The following is a 19,255-nucleotide window of genomic DNA, read 5'->3' on the forward strand; positions in this document are numbered from 1 at the left end:
TCCTGTAAGGCAGACGGGGATATCGATGCTGGCATTTAGCCAAGGTGGTTTTCATGATCTCTCGTGAGTCACGAAAAAGCACGACGGCAAGTGGACGTACTATCCGCTTTCTGCCTGCTGCCCCCCTGCCGGACAATCTCCCGGAGGGCCGGCTTGCGATCGCCGACATGGCGAACGCCTTCGGAGTCACCCACCGCACGCTGCATTTCTACGAGGAGAAGGGCCTGCTGACCGCCGCGCGCGTCGGCCCGATGCGCGTCTATGGACCGGAAGAGATCCAGCAGATGGCGCTGGTCAATACTTGCCGCGAGACCGGCATGCCCGTAGCAGCCATTCAGGAAATGCTCGAGGCGCTTTGCGATGCCGGATGTCAGCAAGAGGCAGACAGGATTTTCCGCGACGCGATGATCGCGCGCAAGCGGGAACTGACAGCGCAGCAATCCGCCATTCGCCGCCAGATGCAGCAGATCGGCGAACTGCTCGATTTCGGCGCCGGACAGGAGAGCGAATCAAACGACACGGGCCAGCACGAAGCGCTGTCCGACGTTGAACTGCGTTGTCTGACCCTGATGGCCGAAGGATATCCGACCACCCGCATCGCCCGCGCGCTCGAGGTCGAGGCCGGCCAGGTGCAGGCGATGGAGAAGGACATCATTCGCAGGTTCGACAGCAACAATCGCTTTCAAGCCGTCGCCAAGGCCGTTCTGCTCGGCGTCATCGGAAACTAGCGGTCGCCGGAACGCCGTATCGGCTGCCCGTCGGAAGCGCTGCCTGCCAGGGGCATCGTCGACGGTCTTGGTCCGCGCGCCGCGTTTCAGGTCTTTGGTCCCGAAACCCGTTCGCACCTTCGGCAGACATACTTCAGCGAACGATGGTCAGGGTTTCCGCCGCGCGGGTGATTGCAGTATAGAGCCAGCGCTCGCGCGTGTCGCGGAAGGCCCAGCTCTCGTCGAACAGCACGACATCGTTCCATTGCGAGCCCTGCGCCTTGTGTACGGTCAGGGCATAGCCGTAATCGAACTCGTCGTAGCGCTTGCGCGTCGACCAGGGAATCTCTCCCTCGCCATTCTCGAAGGCCGCCTTCAGGAGCTTGATCTTCGCAGCGCCCCTGTCCATGTCGTCGTCTTCGGGACGGATCATCAGGTTGATCCCCGGCTTCACCGTCTCCTTCGACGAGGTCATGACCTGCCACAGCGAGCCGTTGAGCAAGCCCTTGGCCGGATCGTTGCGCAGGCAGACGAGCTTGTCGCCCGATTGCGGGTACTCGGTGGAAAACCCCTTCAGCTCGCGCAGCCGCGTGTTGTAGCGCCGGCGGGTCTTGTTGGTACCGACCAGCACCTGGTCAGCGTCGAGCACGAGCTCCTGCGTCACCTCGGCCTTCGAGATGACCTTCGCCGTGCCCCAGTCGCCATGCATGATCTCCTTGCCCTCGCGAACATGCATCGCAAGCTGGATAATCGGGTTATCGCGGGCCTGGCGGTGAATGTCCGTCAGCAGGTAGTCGGGCTCCTGGTTGGTGAAGTAGCCGCCGCCCGAGACCGGCGGCAGCTGGCCGGGGTCACCGAGGACGAGGATGGGCGTGCCGAAGCTCATCAGGTCCTTGCCGAGCGGCTCGTCCACCATCGAACACTCGTCGACGATGATCAATGCGGCCTTGGCGACCGGCGACTGCCGGTTGATCGAGAACATCGGCGCGATCGAGGTCTTGCCGGTCTCCTCGTCGGAGACCTCCTCCTCGCCACGCGGCCGGTAGATCAGCGAATGGATGGTACGGGCGTTGCTGGCGCCCTTCGAGCGCAGCACCTGCGCCGCCTTGCCGGTGAAGGCGGCAAACAGCACGTCGCCGTCCACATGCTCGGCAAAGTGCCGCGCTAACGTGGTCTTTCCGGTACCGGCATAGCCGAACAGCCGGAACAGCGGCGAGCGGCCTTCCTTCAGCCATCGCGAGACTGCCTTGAGCGCCTCGTCCTGTTGCGGTGCGAATTCCATGGCCGGGACTTGGCAGGATTCGGACCCTCGATGCAAGGAAAACAGCGCCTCTCGCCGAAAGATCGGCGCTGGCGCAGCCTTTGCGGATCTTCCGCATGCGCGGCGCGGGCTTCTCAACGGCGTGAAATAGCGCTGGCGCGGCATCCAGCTTCGCAATATGTACGCCACATGAGCCGCCGCCCGGAAAGCGCGCCGTGAGCGCCCCTTCTCCTTCCGAGACAATCGAGGTCTCCGGCTTCGGGCGTCTTTCCGCGATGGCGCAGTGGCTGCTGCTGCTCGTCCTGTCCTTGCCACTTACCGCCTTCCTGTACCTTGTCGAACTTCCAGCGGGCCTGTTGATGGGGCCACTGCTGGCCGGCATGATCGTCGGCATGAACGGCGGGACGATCCGTTTGCCGGGCAGCTTCTTCTTCCTGGTCCAGATCGTGCTCGCCATGATGATTGCCGGCATGGTGTCGCCGAGCCTCGTCGACACTTTCATCGGGCGCTGGCCGCTGTTTCTGGCAATCGTTCTGTCGGTCATCTTCATGAGCACGCTGTGCGGCTGGATGATCACCCGTACAGGTGTCCTGCCCGGAACAACCGCAATCTGGGGCTCGTCGGCCGGCGCTGCCTCGACCATGCTTTTGATGGCAGGGGCCTATGGCGCCGACGTCCGGCTGGTCGCCTTCATGCAGTATATGCGGGTGGCGTTCGTCGCGACGCTCGCAACCCTGATCGCGCATTTTGGCGGGCATCAGGCGATCGCCGATCAGCAGGCGGCATTCTTCGGCCCGTTCGACATGAAAAACTTCGGACTGACGCTTGCGGTCGGCATCATCTGCGGCTTTGCCGGACGTCACCTGCGAATCCCGGCGGGAGCGTTCCTGGCACCCTTCGCCGTCGGCTCGGCGCTCAGCCTCACCGGTGCGCTTGCCGTCGACCTGCCGCAATGGCTGCTGGCGATCTCCTTCGCCCTGCTCGGCTGGAACATCGGCCTCGGCTTCACGCGGCAGATCCTTCGCCACGCCCGCCGCGCGCTTGTGCCGACCATCCTCTCCATCGTCGCGTTGCTGACCTTCTCCGGCCTGCTGGCCGCGCTGCTCGTCTGGATGCTCGGCATCGACCCGATGACCGCTTACCTGGCGACAAGCCCCGGTGGGCTGGATTCGATTGCCGTGATCGCCGCTTCCAGCAATGTCGACATCTCTTTCGTCATGGCACTGCAGACGGCACGGCTGGTGATCATCACTCTGATCGGTCCTGGCATCGCCCGCTTCGTCGCCGACCGCGCCTAGCTGGAGCAGCACAGGCGTTTCACATCGCCTGCCCTTTTCTCCACCTGGGCGGGAATATCACGTGGCCTCCCGGTGTCTCATGGCTGTTCCCCGCAGTGACGGGCCAGATCCACGCGACACAGGAAACCAGTGAGATGAAAACACTCCCCCTCGCGATTGCCGCTTTCGCCGTTGCCACCACGGCAGCCTTTGCCGCAGCTCCCGTCAAGACCGTAAAGACGGATAAAGGCGAGGTGCTTGCCGGAGAGAATGGCATGACGCTCTATGTCTACAAGGACGACACCAAGGGCATGTCGAACTGCTATGAGAAGTGCGCCGTCAATTGGCCGCCGCTCAAGGCCGAAGCCAATGCGGCAGCCGAGGGTGTCTACACCGTCATCGACCGCAAGGACGGCACGAAACAGTGGGCAAAGGACGGCATGCCGCTCTATTATTGGATCAAGGACAAGAAGGAAGGCGACGCCACCGGCGACGGTGTGGGAGGCAAGTGGAATGCCGCAAGGCCCTGACTTCACAAGCGGGTTCGGCACGGACGAAAACAGCGAGCTGATGGGGACCGGCGCCGCGGCGCCGGCCACCTTCGAGAGCGCCCTGCTCGCGCTCATACCGGGCTTACGGCGCTACTCGCACAGTCTGTCGCGTTCGGACGCCGACGGTGAGGACCTGCTGCAGGATTGTGTCGAGACGGCATTGACCCGCCGCGCGCAATGGCGCGGCACCAATCTTCGTGGCTGGGCCTTCACCATCATGACAAATCTCTATCGCAACCGACATCGCCAGGCGATCCGCCGGCCGACCGCTGCGATAGAGGATGCCGAGCAGGTTGCCCAACCCGACCAGATCGGCGATCCGTTGGAGCGCGCACGCATCCGTGCCGCGCTGGAGACGCTGTCATCGGATTACCGCACGACCCTGATGCTGGTCGTGGTCGAAGGCTACAGCTATCAGGAAACGGCTGACCTGCTGGCAATCCCGATCGGAACCGTCATGTCGCGGCTGTCGCGGGCCCGGCATCAACTCACCGAGCGGCTGGCGAAGGACAACATCGTCGCCCTCAGGAGACCTAAATGAGCGAAGCAAAGAGCATGGTGGGCGAAAACGAGTTGCACGCCTATGTGGACGGCCTGCTGGACGAGGAACGCCGCGCCAATATCGAGGCCTGGCTTGACCTCCACCCCCAGGACGCCAAGCGGGTCGCAAGCTGGTCCATGCAGAACGAACGCATTCGCGACGCGTTTTCAACCGATTTTGTTTCGCATGGCGACGACCGGCGGATGTTGCAGCCGAAGCGCCCGGCCGTCCTGGCGCGCTTGCTGCGCTCGACAGCGGCAGCAGCCGCTGCCTTGCTCATCTTCGCCGGGGGTTACCAAGCTGGCCGCCTGCAGATACCGGACATATCCACCGCACCGGCCCCAGCGACCGCCGGCTTTCCCAGCGAAGCGCGCTCCGCCTTCCTGATCTACACGAGCGAAGTCCGTCATCCCGTCGAGGTCGGTGCCGATCAACAGGAGCATCTTGCCGCCTGGCTCGGCAAGCGCCTCGACTATCGCCTGCGTCTGCCGGACCTCTCGACGCTCGGCTACAGCCTCGTCGGCGGGCGGCTTGTGCCGGTGGGCGGCAAGGCCGGTGCGCTGCTCATGTACCAGAATGCCAACGGTCAGCGGCTGACGATGATGATCGGCCGCAACGCCGAGAACCGTGAAACGAGCTTCCGTCTCGATGCGGAAGGACCCGTGCGCACCTTCTACTGGATCGACGGGCCTGTCGGTTATGCCGTCACGGGCGAGATCTCGGCTGACGCGCTTCGCGCGGTCGCCGACGAATGCTACCGGCAGATGGAGGAGGCGTGAAAGCGCTGCCAGCCTAGCGGAGCATCGGCCAGAGACTTGCGACCAGAAGCAGCGCCATCGACACGTTGAAAGCCTTCAGTCTGGCCGGCACCGACAGCCATTCGCGCAACGCCGAGCCGAACCCGGCCCAGGTCGAAACACTCGGGACGTTGACGAGCGCAAAGGCCACGCCAACGAGAAGCACGCTCGCCGTGTAGTTGGCCGGCATCGTGTAGGTCGCCATGGCTGACACCGCCATCACCCAGGCCTTGGGATTGACCCACTGGAAGGCGGCGGCCTCGAGGAAGGTCATCGGCCGCCCGCCTGCCTTCCCCTCGCTCAATGTATCGGAGGTCGCGATCTTCCAGGCAATCCAGACAAGATAGGCACCGCCAAGGAATTTCAGCGCCGTATAAAGCAGCGGCACGGAATCCAGGATCGCGCCGAGCCCGAACCCCACCGCCAGCAGCAGCGACAGGAAGCCAGCGCCGATGCCGATCATGTGCGGAATCGTGCGCATGAAGCCGAAATTCACGCCAGAGGCGAACAGCATCATGTTGTTCGGGCCGGGGGTTATCGATGTGGTGAAGGCGAAGACGACGAGTGCGAGAAAGATTTCGATCGGCAAGGCGCCCTCCAGGCGCAGTTTCGGACATGTCTTTTGATAGGGCATGCAAATGGCAACACCAGACAAATCTTGTCATACTGGCATTCGTTGAGTTGATGAATCGCCGTTAGGAGTTTCGAATGAACAGCTTGCCGGAAGCAGCCTTTCCCGATGGCCGCCGCGTCGCAGCCCTCGGCCAGGGAACGTGGCACATGGGCGAAAGCCGCGCCTCGGCAGTAGACGAGGTTCGCGCGCTTCAGATCGGCATCGATCACGGCATGACGCTGATCGACACCGCCGAGATGTATGCCGATGGCGGCGCCGAGACCGTTGTCGGCGAAGCGATCAAGGGGCGGCGCGACACAGTCTTGCTCGTCAGCAAGGTGCTGCCCTCGAATGCCAGCCGCAGCGGCACGATCGCCGCCTGCGAGGCAAGTCTGAAGCGCCTCGGCACCGAGCGGATCGATCTCTATCTCCTGCACTGGCGCGGACGCTACCGGCTTGCGGAAACAGTCGCGGCTTTCGAAGAACTCAAGGCGGCCGGCAAGATCGGCGCCTGGGGCGTGTCAAACTTCGACGTTGACGACATGGAAGAGCTGCTTGCGGTGCCGGACGGCGGCAATGTCGCCACCAACCAGGTGCTCTACAACCTCGCCCGTCGCGGCATGGAGTTCGATCTGCTTCCCTGGAGCGATCGCCGGGGCATTCCGACTATGGCTTACTCGCCGCTGGACGAAGGACGCCTGCTGCGCCATCCGACCCTTGCGCAGATCGCCGTCGCCCACGGTGCCTCCACCGCACAGGTCGCCCTCGCCTTCGTCCTGTCGCGCGACAACGTCATCGCCATTCCGAAATCGGGATCGCCGGCACGCGTCGAAGAAAACCGCAAGGCGGCCGACCTCAAACTGACGGCCGCGGACATGGCGGCACTCGACGCCGCCTTCCCGCCTCCGCCAAGAAAGCGCCCGCTGGAAATGATTTAGGGCCGTTTCCGGCCCCAAATTCCTACATCCCCTGTGGGCCGCGGTTCATCGCGGCAATGCCGGTGCGGCAGACCTCGATGAGGCCGAGCGGCTTCATGATGGCGATGAACTGGTCGATCTTCGACACCTTGCCGGTGATCTCGAACACGAAATGCTCGGTGTTGGCGTCGATGACGGAGGCGCGGAAGGCATCGGCAAGGCGCAGTGCCTCGACGCGGTGGTCGCCGGTGCCCGAAACCTTGACCAGCGCCAGCTCCCGCTCGAGCGGGCGCTCGTGGCCGAGATCCTTGGCCCGCACCGTCAGGTCCACCACGCGGTGAACCGGCACGATGCGCTCGAGTTGCGCCTTGATCTGCTCGAGCACGTGCGGCGTGCCGCGCGTGACGATGGTGATGCGGGAGAGATGCGCCTGGTGCTCGGTCTCCGAGACCGTCAGGCTCTCGATGTTGTAGCCGCGGCCGGAGAAGAGGCCGATGACCCGGGCAAGCACGCCCGGTTCGTTGTCGACCAGCACCGAAAGCGTGTGGTTTTCCGAAACCTGGGTCTCGGCGGCGATGAAATAGGCCGAGCCGGTCGGCTGAAGATGTGCGCTCATGATCGGTGTTCCTGCCTTTTCATCAAACCAGCTGGCGGCCCTTGGCGTCGATGGCGTTCGCCACCGCCTCGTCGGTCGCCTCGTCGGGTAACAGCATCTCGTTGTGCGCCTTGCCCGACGGAATCATCGGGAAGCAGTTGGCGAGGTTGGCGACGCGGCAATCGAAGATCACCGGCTTCTTCACCGAGATCATCTCTTCGATAGCCCCGTCGAGGTCGCCCGGCTTTTCGCAACGCAGGCCGACCGCGCCATAGGCCTCGGCCAGCTTGACGAAGTCCGGCATCGCTTCCGTATAGGAATGCGACAGCCGGTTGCCGTGCAGAAGCTGCTGCCACTGGCGCACCATGCCCATGTACTGGTTGTTCAGGATGAAGATCTTGATCGGCGCCTCGTACTGGATCGCCGCCGACATTTCCTGGATGCACATCTGGATCGAGGCATCGCCGGCGATGTCGATGACGAGCGCGTCGGGATGGGCGATCTGCACGCCGAACGCCGCCGGCAGGCCGTAGCCCATCGTGCCGAGGCCGCCGGAGGTCATCCACCGGTTCGGCTGCTCGAAGCCGAAGAACTGCGCGGCCCACATCTGGTGCTGGCCGACCTCGGTGGTGATGTAGGTGTCGCGGTGCTTGGTCAGTTCATAGAGGCGCTGGATCGCATATTGCGGCATGATGACATCATCGCTCGGCTTGTAGGCCAGCGAGTTGCGTGCGCGCCACTTGGTGATCGACGCCCACCAGTCGGCCAGATGTCCCTTGCCGGGGGTCTGCGTGCCGGCACGCCACAGCCGGACCATGTCTTCGAGAACGCGGCCGACATCGCCCAGGATCGGCACGTCGACACGGACGTTCTTGTTGATCGAGGACGGATCGATGTCGATGTGGATCTTCTTCGAGTTCGGAGAGAACGCGTTGAGGCGGCCGGTGATGCGGTCGTCGAAGCGGGCGCCGATGCAAAGCATGACGTCGCAGTCATGCATCGCCATGTTCGCTTCATAGGTACCGTGCATGCCGAGCATGCCGAGCCAGTTCTTGCCCGAGGCCGGATAGGCGCCGAGGCCCATCAGCGTGGAGGTGATCGGAAAGCCCGTCAATTCAACCAGCTCGCGCAGGAGATGGGAGGCTTCCAGACCGGAATTGACGACGCCGCCGCCGGAATAGATGACCGGCCGCTTGGCGCCCTGCATCAGGGCGATGGCTTCGCGGATGCGGTCGAGATCGCCCTGGACTTTCGGCTGGTAGCTGTGCTGGGCCGGAACCATCGACGGCGCGACATAGGTGCCGGTGGCGAACTGGATGTCCTTCGGCACGTCGACGACGACCGGACCCGGACGACCGCTCTGGGCGACGCGGAAGGCTTCGTGGATGATCCGCGCCAGTTGGTTGACGTCCTTGACCAGCCAATTGTGCTTGGTGCACGGCCGCGTGATGCCGACGGTGTCGCATTCCTGGAAGGCGTCGGAGCCGATGAGCGAAGTCGGAACCTGGCCGGTGATGCAGACGAGCGGGATCGAGTCCATCAGCGCGTCCTGCAGCGGCGTGACGGCGTTCGTCGCACCCGGGCCGGAGGTGACGAGCATGACGCCGACCTTGCCGGTCGAGCGCGCATAGCCCTCGGCCGCATGTCCGGCACCCTGTTCGTGGCGCACGAGGATGTGCTGGATATCGTCCTGCTGGAAGATCTCGTCGTAGATCGGCAGCACGGCGCCGCCGGGATAGCCGAAGATATGCTTGACGCCGTTGTCCTTCAGGGCCTGGAGGACGATTTCGGCGCCCGTCATCTGGTTTTCTGTTCCACTCATCCGAATGTTTCCGTCCGTTTCGGTTTTGAAAGTGTGATTAGCGAAATCGCGGGCATAAAAAAAGGCCCCTTTCGGAGCCTGCTTACTGCGCATGGGTGCTTTCGCCCGGTGGTTACACCACCTTGCCCATGCGCCGTCCCACCACGAGAATCTTGGTAACGATTGAATTCATGGGCCGGATTGATAACCGCTAAAGCGCAGACCGTCAACGCCCTTCGGCTCTTTCGCGTGGCCGCGACCGTTCGGCAACCCTTGATCGCCGGTCGCCACACTCCGCAACGCATTGTTAAGCGACCGCTATTATTCTCTGCCAAAAGCAAGGAGTCTTGCGTTGCGCAGCACTGATTTTCAACGCTCGATCATCGCCGACGAACAGGACAGAAGAGACGGCGACGCTCCCGGCAATCGTCTCCTCGGGCGGGTCGTCGCCTGCGGCGGATCCCGCGCCACGATCAGTGCCGTTGCCGAGGCCGGCCAGACGCAGCTGACGGAACTCTGGTCCGTTGGCCGGCTCATTTCGATTGCCGTCGGAGAGAACCGCGTCGTCGCGCTGGTTTACGCAATGACCACCGACCAGCAGAGCTGGGCCGAGAACCGGGATACCGTGTTCCGGGTCGAGGTGGAACTTCTGGGCGAGGTTCATGTTGATGCGGACGGTCGCGAGGAATTCTCCAGGGGCATCAGCAACTATCCCTATCTCGGTGCCATCGCCCATCGCATTCGCGCTACAGACCTGGCCAAGGTCTACGACACAGGACTCAATGATATTTGCGTCGTCGGCAAGCTGACCCAGGACGACACCCTCGACGCCACGATTCACATTCCGTCGATGCTGTCGAAGCACTTCGCCATCGTCGGGACCACGGGTGTCGGCAAGTCGACGGCCGTCACGCTCCTCCTGAACAAGGCGATCCAGGCCGACCCGAAACTGCGCGTCTTGATCCTCGACCCGCACAACGAATTCGCAGCCGCATTCCCCGATCATGCGGTCGTCATCGAGACCGACACGCTCGACCTGCCGTTCTGGCTGTTCCGACTGGAGGAATTCTCCGAGGTGATCTTCCGCGGCCGACCGGCTGCTCCGGAAGAAATAGACGCGCTGCGCGACCTTATCCCCGAGGCCAAGAAGGGTTTTCGCGGTTCGAGCGAGCCAGGCCTGATGCGCCGCAGCCAGGAGAAGAGCTCGATCACCGTCGACACGCCGGTTCCCTACCGCATTGCCGACCTTCTGGCGCTGATCGACGAACGCATCGGCAAGCTTGAGGGTCGGACGGAGAAGCCGTATCTGCGCTCGCTCAAAGTCAAGATCATGTCGGCGATCAACGACCCGCGCTTTCACTTCATGTTCTCCACAAACACAATCACCGACACGATCCTCGACACGATTGCACGCATCTTCCGTATTCCGGGCGAAGGCAAGCCAATCACAACCTTTCAGCTGGCCGGCATTCCATCGGAGGTTGTCAACTCGGTCGCCTCGGTGCTTTGCCGCATGGCCTTCGAGATCGGCCTCTGGAGCAATGGCGCGGTGCATATGCTGGTGGTTTGCGAGGAAGCGCACCGCTATGTGCCGGCTGACCCGACACTCGGCTTCCTGCCGACGCGCCAGGCAATCGCGCGTATCGCCAAGGAAGGCCGGAAATACGGTGTGTCGCTCGGCATCATCACGCAGCGGCCCGGCGAACTGGATCCGACCATCCTGTCGCAGTGCTCGACCGTCTTCGCCATGCGCCTTGCCAACGATCACGACCAGGAAATTATCCGTTCGGCGATCCCGAACTCCTCATCGTCCACGACCAGTTTCATCTCGTCGATCGGCAACGGCGAAGCCATTGCCTTCGGTGAGGCCGTATCCGTGCCGATGCGAATGAAATTCACCCGTATCCCGGAAAATCGTCTGCCGAAGGCCAATGGCGCAAGCGTCAAGGCGAGCGAGGACAATCCTCACTCCGTCGACCTGCGATCCATTATCGGCCGGATGCGGTCCGCTTCCGGGCCGGATATTTCAGCTTTTCAGGAATCATACCGCGCGGCCGAAGGCGCCCCAGGTCGCCGGCAGCTTGAAACCGACTACGCGCCGTCCGCCCCGCACGCTGAGGCCGGCCATGCCATGCCCGACGATGATACCGTTGAAATCCAGCCCTACAGCCCTGACATGCTGCCTCGTTCGCCGGCCGGACCGTCGTCGGTTTCGGCTCATGATCGGTTCGAAGCGCTGCGGCGTGAACTGAACGCGGAAAACCGCGCGGAGAACCGGCCGACCGAACCTGCTGGTCCGTCACCCCGTCCACCGTTCGGCAACAGCGACACCGACATCCGTCGGGAAGGCTCAATCCGCGACCAACTCCTGAAGAAGCCGCTAAGCAGCCTGCTTCGCAAATAGCAGGCTTCGAAACCTGCACGGTCGTACCGATTGTCAACAAGCCTTTGTCAAGGCAGGGCAAGACCGTCCGTCCGGATCCAGCTTTCATCCATCTGGTTGCGGAACCAGGTCATTTGCCGCTTGGCATATTGCCGGGTGGCGGCAGTCCCGCGCTCGATCACCTCGGCCTCACTCATTGTTCCCGCCAGATACGCCGCGATCTGCGATACCCCGATCGCCTTCATCACCGGCATCTCCGACGGCAGATCGAGCGCCAGGAGCGCTCTTACCTCCTCCACCGCACCTGATTGCAGCATCCGTTGAAAGCGGTGATCGATGCGCTGGTGGAGGAGCTTTCGGTCCGGCAGGACGACCAGTTTCGTTGCGCGGGCCGGATCGATGACCGCAGGTCCCGCCGCAGCCTGAAATTCGCGGATCGAACGTCCGCTGACCTCGAAGATTTCCAGCGCGCGCAGGATACGTTGACCGTCAGCCGGCCGAATGGCCGCCGCTGCCTCGGGGTCACGCTGCTCCAGCACATCGTGCAGCGCCTCCGGCCCTTCTTCCGCAAGTCTTGCCCGCAACGCTGCCCGCACCTCCGCCGGCACGGGTGGCATGTCTGAAAGGCCGCCGGTCAGGGCCTTGAAATAGAGCCCCGTGCCACCGACGAAGACCGGGAGCTTGCCGCGACCGCGAAGTTCAGCTGTGACCTCTGCGGCCTGCCGCAGCCACTCCCCGCTCGAATAGGCTTGCCCCGCCGGCACATGGCCATAAAGCCTGTGCTCTATGCCGCCCATCTCATCCGGCTGCGGTCGGGCCGTCAGCACGTTCAGCGTGTCGTAGACCTGCATGCTGTCGGCATTGACCACCACCCCGCCATGATCTTGGGCAAGCCTCACGGCGAGCGCGGACTTGCCGCTCGCAGTCGGGCCGGTTATCAGGATCGCGTCGGTCTCAGCTTCAGGAATTCTCATCATGGCTCTCGTTGCCACGCTTATCGCCAATCCGTCAAATCCGGTTCTCTCGCCATCGATCAGCGAGCGGGCGGCGGACGCGGTGAACGCCTCCGGCCTATACTGGCTTGCCGACGGCGTCGCCTGCGACATCGCGTTGCGCGACGGCACCGATGCGGCGGCGGCACGCGAGAAACTGCATGCCCTCATCAGCGGCGCCCCGATCGATCTGGTGGTCCAGGAGGCCGAAACCCGGCGCAAGAAGCTTTTGATCGCCGACATGGACTCCACCATGATCGGCCAGGAATGCATCGATGAACTCGCCGCCGAGGTTGGCCTGAAGGAGCGCGTGTCGGAAATCACCGCGCGGGCCATGAACGGCGAGATTGCCTTCGAGCCGGCGCTCCGCGAGCGCGTGGCGCTTCTGAGGGGCTTGCCGCTTTCGGTCGTCGACGAGGTCATCGCAAAACGTATCACCCTTACCCCGGGTGGTCCGGAACTGATCGCCACGATGAAGGCCAACGGTCATTATACCGCGCTCGTTTCCGGCGGCTTCACCGTCTTTACCAGCCGCATCGCCGAGAGGCTCGGCTTCAATGAGAATCGCGCCAACACGCTACTCGAGGACGGCGGGGTCCTCACCGGCGAAGTCGCCGAACCGATCCTTGGCAAGCAGGCAAAGGTGGATGCGCTCATCCAGATCGCTGAACGCCTCGCGATTTCGACCGAAGACGCGATGGCCGTCGGCGATGGTGCAAACGATCTGGGAATGCTGCATGTGTCGGGCTCGGGCGTGGCGCTCCATGCCAAGCCGGCGGTGGCCGCGGAGGCAAGGATGCGGATCGACCACAGCGACCTGACGGCGCTGCTCTACATCCAGGGCTATCGCAAGTCGGACTTCGTGATACCCGAGATGAGCAAATGAACGGCGTTATCGCCAGAACACCGCGCCTGACGGTCCGGAACTGGATCGAAACGGACCGCGATCTCTTCCACGAGATCAACTCCGATCCAGAGGTCATGGCCTTTTTCCCGTTCCGTCGCAACCGCGCACAGTCCGACGAACTGTTCGACCGTATCCGCCGCACAATCGATGACACCGGCTTCGGCTTTTTCGCGATCGCGCAGCGTGATGGCGACAAGCCAATCGGCTTTTGCGGTCTGGCGCGAACCGACCTGGAACCGCTGCTGCCGAACGGCACCGTCGAGATCGGCTGGCGCCTGGCGCGTCGCTTCTGGGGCCAGGGCTACGTCTGCGAGGCTGCGACCGCCCTGCTCGGCCACGGCTTTGACCAATGCGGGCTGTCAGAAATCGTTTCATTCGCCGTATCGGACAACACCCGGTCGACCGCAGTCATGTCCCGCATCGGCATGAAGGCCGATCCGTCCCGCGACTTCGACCATCCGCGCGTGCCGGACAGCCACCCACAGCTCGTCCGCCATGTGCTGTACGCGATCACCGCCGACGAATGGCGCGCGCGGACGCCGATCGCTACCCGCGCGTAGGCCGCTCGCGCAACGTCGCGCACCGACCTGAATCAAATCATGAAGGCGGTGAATCATCTTCACCGCCTTCATTCAGAAACACTTGATATTAAAAGACAATCATTCGACACGAACAGTGACGAAGCGCAGTGCGCCCGTCTTGTCGGCAAGCATCAGAAGGGCGTTGCGGCGATCCTGAGACTTGAGTGCCGCGATGCGCTTGGTGACATCCTCAGGCGTAGTCACCGCCTCCTGCCCGATCTCGACGATCACGTCACCGGGCTGGATCTGTCGTTCGGCAGCCGCCGAACTCGGATCGACCGCGGTGATCGCCACTCCCTTCACAGCCTCCGCGACGCCGTAGGTCTTGCGCGTTGCCTCGTCCAGCGGGCTCAGCGTCATGCCGAGCACGACGGGAGCGGTCTGCTTCTCGGCGTGCTGATCCGGAGCTTTCTCCCCCTTCGGCTCGGTCGTTTCCACGCCCGATTGGGCAATCTTCTCGCCGTCCTCGAGGCGGCCGAGGGTGACCTTGACGTTGACTTCCTGGCCGTCACGGACAACCACGACGTCAACGGCCTTGCCGACCGGGCTCTCGGCCACGACGCGCGGCAGGTCGCGCATCTCATCGACGTCCTTGCCGTCGAAGCGGATGATCACGTCGCCGGTCTTGATGATACCGTTATCGACGGGACCACCCTTGATCACACCGGCGACCAGTGCGCCCTTTGCCTCCTTCATGCCGAGGCTTTCGGCAATGTCGTCGGTCACCGGCTGAATACGGACACCGAGCCAGCCGCGCCGCGTCTCCCCGAACTCCTTCAATTGCAAGATGACGTTCTCGGCCAGTTCCGTCGGAACCGAGAAGCCGATGCCGATCGATCCCCCGGACGGCGAGATGATCGCCGTGTTGACGCCGATGACCTCGCCCTTCATGTTGAAGAGCGGTCCGCCGGAGTTGCCCCGGTTGATTGCCGCATCCGTCTGGATGAAGTTGTCATAGGGACCGGCATTGATATTGCGGCCACGGGCGGAAATGATGCCGACCGTTACCGATCCGCCGAGGCCGAACGGGTTGCCGATCGCCATCACCCAGTCGCCGATGCGCATTTTCCGGGAATCGCCGAAGGGCACGGCGACGAGTGGCGTCGCCGGCTCGACCTTGAGCAAGGCCAGGTCCGTTTTGGTGTCGACGCCCACCAGCTTGGCCTTCAGCTTCTTGCCGTCGGCGAAATTGACCTCGATATCGTCAGCACCCTCGATCACGTGGTTGTTGGTGACGATGAAGCCCGCCGGGTCGATGACGAAGCCGGATCCGAGCGAGTTTACGGTTCGTGGTCCGCCCTCGCCCTCCTGGCCCTTGAAGAACTCGTCGAAGAAGTCCTGGAACGGCGACCCCTCCGGCACCTGCGGCATCGGTGTCTGGTCGTCTTCCTTCACGTTCTGCGAGGTTGAAATGTTGACGACGGCGTCGAGCAGCTTTTCCGCCAGATCAGCGACCGACTGCGGTCCTTCCGGCGCCTGGAGTGGAATTTGGGCGCCCTGAACCTGAATATCGGCCTGCGCCTGGGCATACGCCTGCACGGGTCCAAGCCCTGTGCCTGCGACGAGCATCGAAAGCCCCGTCGCCAGCGCCCGCGCGCCGATTTGTCGTGACCTGTTGCTCGCTACCATCTGCGCTGTCCTCTTGATTCCTTATAAACCATCTTCGCCACGGATGCGGCGGAATTTGGGATGCCGAATCCGGGCGGTCGGAACACCCACCCTGACCGGCATGGCCACTGTTGCCTCTTCATCCTGCATCCGGCAAGGGCCGAAGACTTCCGACACCCGCGCCTCGGGCTGCTATCCCCGGATCATCCAGACAAGGCCGACGCCGGCGACCAACGAGATGAGGCCAAAGAACCGGAGCTGCCCGTCCGGAATGCCTGGCAGCAATGCCGCCATCCGCTTCAAAGACGAAGGGGCCAGTGCGTACACCAGCCCCTCGATCACGAGAAAGAATGCAATTCCCGTCAGGAAATCCGCCATTCGAACGAACTCAGTTTCCTGTCGCGGCCGCGCCGCCCGTGGCCGGCTTGCCCGCCATATCCCCGAAGTAGCGGAAGAACTCCGTATTCGGGTTCAGGACGAGCGTCGTATCGTTAGAGCCCAGGCTCTGACGATAGGCCTCCATCGAGCGATAGAAGGCGAAGAAGTCCGGATCCTTCGAAAAGGCCTCGCCGAACACTCGGTTGCGTTCGGCATCGCCCTGACCGCGGACGATTTCGGACTCACGCCGGGCCTCGGCAAGAATCTCGACGACCTGGCGGTCGGCGATAGCCCGGCGGGCCTGCCCCTGCTCGTTACCGCGGGCGCGGATCAGCTCGGCTTCCGCCAGGCGCTCGGCCTTCATGCGCTCGAACGTCTGCTGGGAAACCTCCTGCGTCAGGTCGGTCCGGCGAATGCGGACGTCCGTAACGGTCAGGCCGAGGTTTTCCGCATCGGGGGTCAGCTCGTTGCGAACTTCCCGCATCATCGATGCGCGTTCTTCGGAAAGAGCGGCCTCGAAGCCGCGCAGACCGTAGACCCGGCGAAGCGCCGAATCGAGACGGGTGCGAAGACGTGCTTCAGCGGCATCGCGGTCGGCTGAAACGGCCTCGCGGAACCGGCGCGGATCACTGATGTGGTAGACCACGAAGGCATCGACCTCGTAGAACTTGCCACCCGAAACCTGGACACGGATGTTGTCGAGATCAAAGCGCAACGCCTGGTCCGACACGTACTGGACTCTGTCAGCGTCCATGAAGGCGAAGGGCAGCTTGAAATAGATCCCCGGCTCCGTCTTGACGGACTGGATTTCACCGAACCGGACGACGATCGCCTGCTGGCGCGCGTTGACGACGAAGACCGACGAGTAGGCCAGGAACAGGATGACGGCGAGGCCGACAAGGATGGCTGACAAACGGTTACCCATCACTGCGTGCCTCCGGCCTGGTGTTGCTGCGTCGTCTTGCCAAGCTCGTTGAGCGGCAGGAACGGAACGACACCCTGTCCACCCTGCTTTTCATCGATGACGACGGTCTTGGAGCCCTTCAGGACACCCTCCATGGTTTCCAAGAACATGCGCTTGCGGGTCACGTCCGGTGCGAGTTTGTATTGGTCGTAGATCGACACGAAGCGCTGGGCTTCACCTTCCGCCTCGTTGACGACGCGGTTCTTGTAGGCGGCTGCCTCTTCGCGGACCTGTGCAGCCTGGCCTCGCGCGAGACCGAGCTTCTGGTTGGAGTACTGGTTGGCCTCCTCGACGAAGCGGTCCTCGTCCTGCTCGGCGCGCTGCACCTCGTCGAAGGCGTCGGCCACTTCGCGCGGCGGCGCGGCATCCTCGATGGCAACGGTATTAATCGAGATGCCCGCACCGAAGGAATCCATGGTCGACTGGATCGTCGTCTTGACGGCTTCGGCAATCGCCTGACGGTTATCGCGGAAGATGTCCTGCGCCGGCCTGCGACCGACCACCTCGCGCATCGCGCTCTCGGAGACCTGCTGCAGTGTTGCGGACGGATTCTCCAGGTTGAAAAGGTAGGCCTGGGGATCGGTCACGGAATAGAGCACCGAGAACTGAACATTGACGATGTTCTGGTCGCCCGAGAGCATCAGGCCGCTGTCGTCGGCGTTTACGGAAGCGCCCTTGCGGCCGATATTCTGCTGCTGCTCGGTGATCGTGACCATTTCAACCCGTTCAAGCGGCCAGAAATGGAAATGCAGGCCCGGCATGGAAATCTCTTCCTTGGGCTTGCCGAAGCGCAGCTCGACGCCACGCTCGTCCGGCTGGACCGTATAGATCGCGTTCATCAGCCAGAAGACGCCGATCAGCAGCGCCGCGATGACGAGGATGCCGCCGTTGAAGCCACCCGGGACCACGTTCTTCAGCTGATCCTGCCCGCGCCGGATAATCTCTTCGAGATCGGGCGGACCGCCGCTGCCGCTGCCGCGGGGGCGGTTCGGTCCCTGCCCCCATGGTCCCTGATTGTTGCCGCCGCCGCCCCAAGGGCCGCCGCCGCCGTTCTGATTGCTCCAGGGCATCAATACCTCTTTCTCTGGTCACTCCCATTGCCATGCGCGCGCGAAGTCCCGCAGCATCACATGGTGTGACCCCCGTTATATGTATCCCCCATGCCGCTTTCAACGGAGACGGCTCAACTTCGGCGCCATTGCGGCAAAATAGTTCGTGAACAGGCGCTTAGGACAGCGTCAGGCAGCCGATCGCCGTCTGAAACTGACAAGACGCATGGCATGACTGTCCTTCTCGCCCTGCGGAATTTCCTCTTCATGGACGACTTCAAAGAGCGCGGGATCAACCGGCGGGAAGCGAGTATCTCCGTCCACCTCCGCCTGCACCTGCGTCAGATGCACGAGATCCGCCATCGCGATGGTTTGGCGGTAGATATCGCCGCCGCCGATTACGCAGATTTCATCGCCGCCGAGGGTTTGCGCCTCCCGTCGGGCATAGACCAGCGCCTCGTCGATCGAACGCGCAACGATGACGCCATCCGGGCGGAAGGCGGTGTCACGCGTGACCACGATGTTCGGCCGCCCCGGCAGCGGCTTGCCGATCGACTGATAGGTTCTGCGCCCCATCACGACCGGTTTGCCGATGGTCAGTTGCTTGAAGCGCTTGAGGTCGGAAGGCAATCGCCACGGCAGGTCTCCTTCGCGGCCGATCACGCCGTTCAGCGCCGCGGCCACCACCAAAACGATCTTCGGTTCACTCATTCACTTGCCTTCCATTCCGTCTTTCGCCTGCGCCTTCGCCAGTGCCGGACGCGCCGCCATCCGCGCGAGATAGTCATCAACGGCGCCGCTCTCCGGCAGGAGCGCGCGCATCCACATCAGCGAACTGGACAGGATGACATCGACCGAGCACGGCCGGTCGCCAATCAGGTACGGCTGCTTTTCCAGCGTCGATATCACGTGGTCGCACATTGCCTTGTGCAAGCGCGCGGCCTCCGCGTTACCCGCGGTCCAGCCATTCATGTGGGTGATCGCGGCGGGCTCGATCACCCCGGCATAGTAGGCGAGCCAGGACAGATACGGCCCGCGCTCGTGCGTGCCGACGTCGCGTCCCATCTCGCAGCCGGGAAACAGATCGGTCAGGTATAACGCGATCGCGGTCGACTCCGTGACGACCGTTCCGTCGTGGATCAGCGCCGGGACCTGGCCGTGCGGATGCGGATTGTTGGGGTCGGTGCCACCCGAGCCGTCGCGCCGGTGGATCGACACGGCGCGGATGTCGTAGTCGGCTCCGAGTTCCTCGAGCAGCCAGAGAATGCGGAACGAACGCGACTGCGTCGCGTGGACGAGCGTCAGCATGGCTTCCTCCCTGAAACCGCCGGCC

General features: G+C 63.2%; 20 protein-coding genes. 9 read left to right on the forward strand and 11 right to left on the reverse strand.

The window, feature by feature from the left end; translation table 11 throughout:
- Window positions 1-53 precede the first annotated feature (53 nt).
- The gene (locus J2Y48_RS09170) at window positions 54-728 is read left to right on the forward strand and encodes a MerR family transcriptional regulator (protein WP_310416108.1); all 675 of its coding nucleotides are present in this window, start codon (window positions 54-56) and stop codon (window positions 726-728) included.
- A gap of 133 nt (window positions 729-861) precedes the next feature.
- On the opposite strand, the gene J2Y48_RS09175 is transcribed toward J2Y48_RS09170, so the two are convergent.
- A complete protein-coding gene (locus J2Y48_RS09175) occupies window positions 862-1,989 on the reverse strand; it encodes an ATP-dependent RecD-like DNA helicase (protein ID WP_310416111.1) in 1,128 nt (375 codons plus the stop codon).
- Window positions 1,990-2,243: 254 nt separating this feature from the next.
- Here J2Y48_RS09175 and J2Y48_RS09180 point away from each other — a divergent pair, with 254 nt between their 5' ends.
- The 4 genes from J2Y48_RS09180 to J2Y48_RS09195 all read left to right on the forward strand — a co-directional run bounded on the left by J2Y48_RS09180 (window position 2,244) and on the right by J2Y48_RS09195 (window position 5,116).
- On the forward strand, window positions 2,244-3,266 hold the full coding sequence (locus J2Y48_RS09180) for an AbrB family transcriptional regulator (RefSeq protein WP_310416787.1): 1,023 nt from the start codon (window positions 2,244-2,246) through the stop codon (window positions 3,264-3,266).
- 134 nt (window positions 3,267-3,400) lie between these two features.
- Window positions 3,401-3,775 (forward strand): hypothetical protein, encoded by a 375-nt coding sequence (locus tag J2Y48_RS09185; protein ID WP_310416114.1) that lies wholly within the window; start codon window positions 3,401-3,403, stop codon window positions 3,773-3,775.
- Window positions 3,759-4,337, forward strand: coding sequence for an RNA polymerase sigma factor (locus J2Y48_RS09190; protein WP_405030185.1), 579 nt, complete (start codon window positions 3,759-3,761; stop codon window positions 4,335-4,337). Before J2Y48_RS09185 ends, J2Y48_RS09190 begins: the two co-directional genes overlap by 17 nt.
- Window positions 4,334-5,116: an anti-sigma factor gene (locus tag J2Y48_RS09195; protein WP_310416117.1), complete on the forward strand. Its 783-nt coding sequence runs from the start codon at window positions 4,334-4,336 to the stop codon at window positions 5,114-5,116. The genes J2Y48_RS09190 and J2Y48_RS09195 overlap by 4 nt, the downstream gene beginning before the upstream one ends.
- A 13-nt stretch (window positions 5,117-5,129) precedes the next feature.
- On the opposite strand, the gene J2Y48_RS09200 is transcribed toward J2Y48_RS09195, so the two are convergent.
- Window positions 5,130-5,723, reverse strand: a complete 594-nt coding sequence (locus tag J2Y48_RS09200) for a LysE family translocator (protein WP_310416120.1) — start codon at window positions 5,721-5,723, stop codon at window positions 5,130-5,132.
- A gap of 119 nt (window positions 5,724-5,842) precedes the next feature.
- On the opposite strand from J2Y48_RS09200, the gene J2Y48_RS09205 reads away from it, so the two are divergent.
- Window positions 5,843-6,685, forward strand: a complete 843-nt coding sequence (locus tag J2Y48_RS09205; RefSeq protein ID WP_310416123.1) for an aldo/keto reductase — start codon at window positions 5,843-5,845, stop codon at window positions 6,683-6,685.
- A 22-nt stretch (window positions 6,686-6,707) separates the two neighbouring features.
- Here the strand turns inward: J2Y48_RS09205 and ilvN are convergent, their stop codons facing one another.
- Window positions 6,708-7,280: an acetolactate synthase small subunit gene (gene ilvN, locus J2Y48_RS09210; RefSeq protein WP_310416127.1), complete on the reverse strand. Its 573-nt coding sequence runs from the start codon at window positions 7,278-7,280 to the stop codon at window positions 6,708-6,710.
- 22 nt (window positions 7,281-7,302) lie between these two features.
- Window positions 7,303-9,081 carry an acetolactate synthase 3 large subunit gene (locus J2Y48_RS09215; protein WP_310416130.1) on the reverse strand — a complete coding sequence of 593 codons (1,779 nt, stop codon included), beginning with the start codon at window positions 9,079-9,081 and terminating at the stop codon, window positions 7,303-7,305.
- 331 nt (window positions 9,082-9,412) lie between these two features.
- On the opposite strand from J2Y48_RS09215, the gene J2Y48_RS09220 reads away from it, so the two are divergent.
- On the forward strand, window positions 9,413-11,464 hold the full coding sequence (locus tag J2Y48_RS09220; protein ID WP_310416133.1) for a helicase HerA domain-containing protein: 2,052 nt from the start codon (window positions 9,413-9,415) through the stop codon (window positions 11,462-11,464).
- Between the two features lie 47 nt (window positions 11,465-11,511).
- On the opposite strand, the gene miaA is transcribed toward J2Y48_RS09220, so the two are convergent.
- Window positions 11,512-12,420 carry a tRNA (adenosine(37)-N6)-dimethylallyltransferase MiaA gene (gene miaA, locus J2Y48_RS09225; protein WP_310416136.1) on the reverse strand — a complete coding sequence of 303 codons (909 nt, stop codon included), beginning with the start codon at window positions 12,418-12,420 and terminating at the stop codon, window positions 11,512-11,514.
- Here miaA and serB point away from each other — a divergent pair.
- Together serB and J2Y48_RS09235 are read left to right on the forward strand one after the other, a co-directional pair.
- Window positions 12,419-13,321 carry a phosphoserine phosphatase SerB gene (gene serB, locus J2Y48_RS09230; RefSeq protein WP_310416139.1) on the forward strand — a complete coding sequence of 301 codons (903 nt, stop codon included), beginning with the start codon at window positions 12,419-12,421 and terminating at the stop codon, window positions 13,319-13,321. The genes miaA and serB overlap by 2 nt on opposite strands.
- Window positions 13,318-13,902, forward strand: a complete 585-nt coding sequence (locus tag J2Y48_RS09235) for a GNAT family N-acetyltransferase (RefSeq protein ID WP_310416142.1) — start codon at window positions 13,318-13,320, stop codon at window positions 13,900-13,902. Before serB ends, J2Y48_RS09235 begins: the two co-directional genes overlap by 4 nt.
- A gap of 99 nt (window positions 13,903-14,001) precedes the next feature.
- On the opposite strand, the gene J2Y48_RS09240 is transcribed toward J2Y48_RS09235, so the two are convergent.
- From J2Y48_RS09240 to J2Y48_RS09265, 6 genes are all read right to left on the reverse strand, one after another.
- Entirely contained in the window at window positions 14,002-15,552 is a 1,551-nt protein-coding gene (locus J2Y48_RS09240; protein ID WP_310416145.1) for a DegQ family serine endoprotease, read from the reverse strand.
- Between the two features lie 171 nt (window positions 15,553-15,723).
- Window positions 15,724-15,909: a DUF2065 domain-containing protein gene (locus J2Y48_RS09245; protein WP_310416148.1), complete on the reverse strand. Its 186-nt coding sequence runs from the start codon at window positions 15,907-15,909 to the stop codon at window positions 15,724-15,726.
- A 10-nt stretch (window positions 15,910-15,919) separates the two neighbouring features.
- Window positions 15,920-16,834 carry a protease modulator HflC gene (hflC, locus tag J2Y48_RS09250; protein WP_405030186.1) on the reverse strand — a complete coding sequence of 305 codons (915 nt, stop codon included), beginning with the start codon at window positions 16,832-16,834 and terminating at the stop codon, window positions 15,920-15,922.
- On the reverse strand, window positions 16,834-17,943 hold the full coding sequence (gene hflK / locus J2Y48_RS09255; protein ID WP_310416155.1) for an FtsH protease activity modulator HflK: 1,110 nt from the start codon (window positions 17,941-17,943) through the stop codon (window positions 16,834-16,836). Before hflK ends, hflC begins: the two co-directional genes overlap by 1 nt.
- Window positions 17,944-18,111: 168 nt before the next feature.
- A complete protein-coding gene (locus tag J2Y48_RS09260; RefSeq protein WP_310416158.1) occupies window positions 18,112-18,633 on the reverse strand; it encodes a dihydrofolate reductase in 522 nt (173 codons plus the stop codon).
- Window positions 18,634-19,230 (reverse strand): glutathione S-transferase, encoded by a 597-nt coding sequence (locus tag J2Y48_RS09265; protein ID WP_310416161.1) that lies wholly within the window; start codon window positions 19,228-19,230, stop codon window positions 18,634-18,636.
- Between the last annotated feature and the right edge of the window lie 25 nt (window positions 19,231-19,255).

It is taken from the genome of Mycoplana sp. BE70, assembly GCF_031455855.1.
GTDB lineage: Bacteria > Pseudomonadota > Alphaproteobacteria > Rhizobiales > Rhizobiaceae > Mycoplana.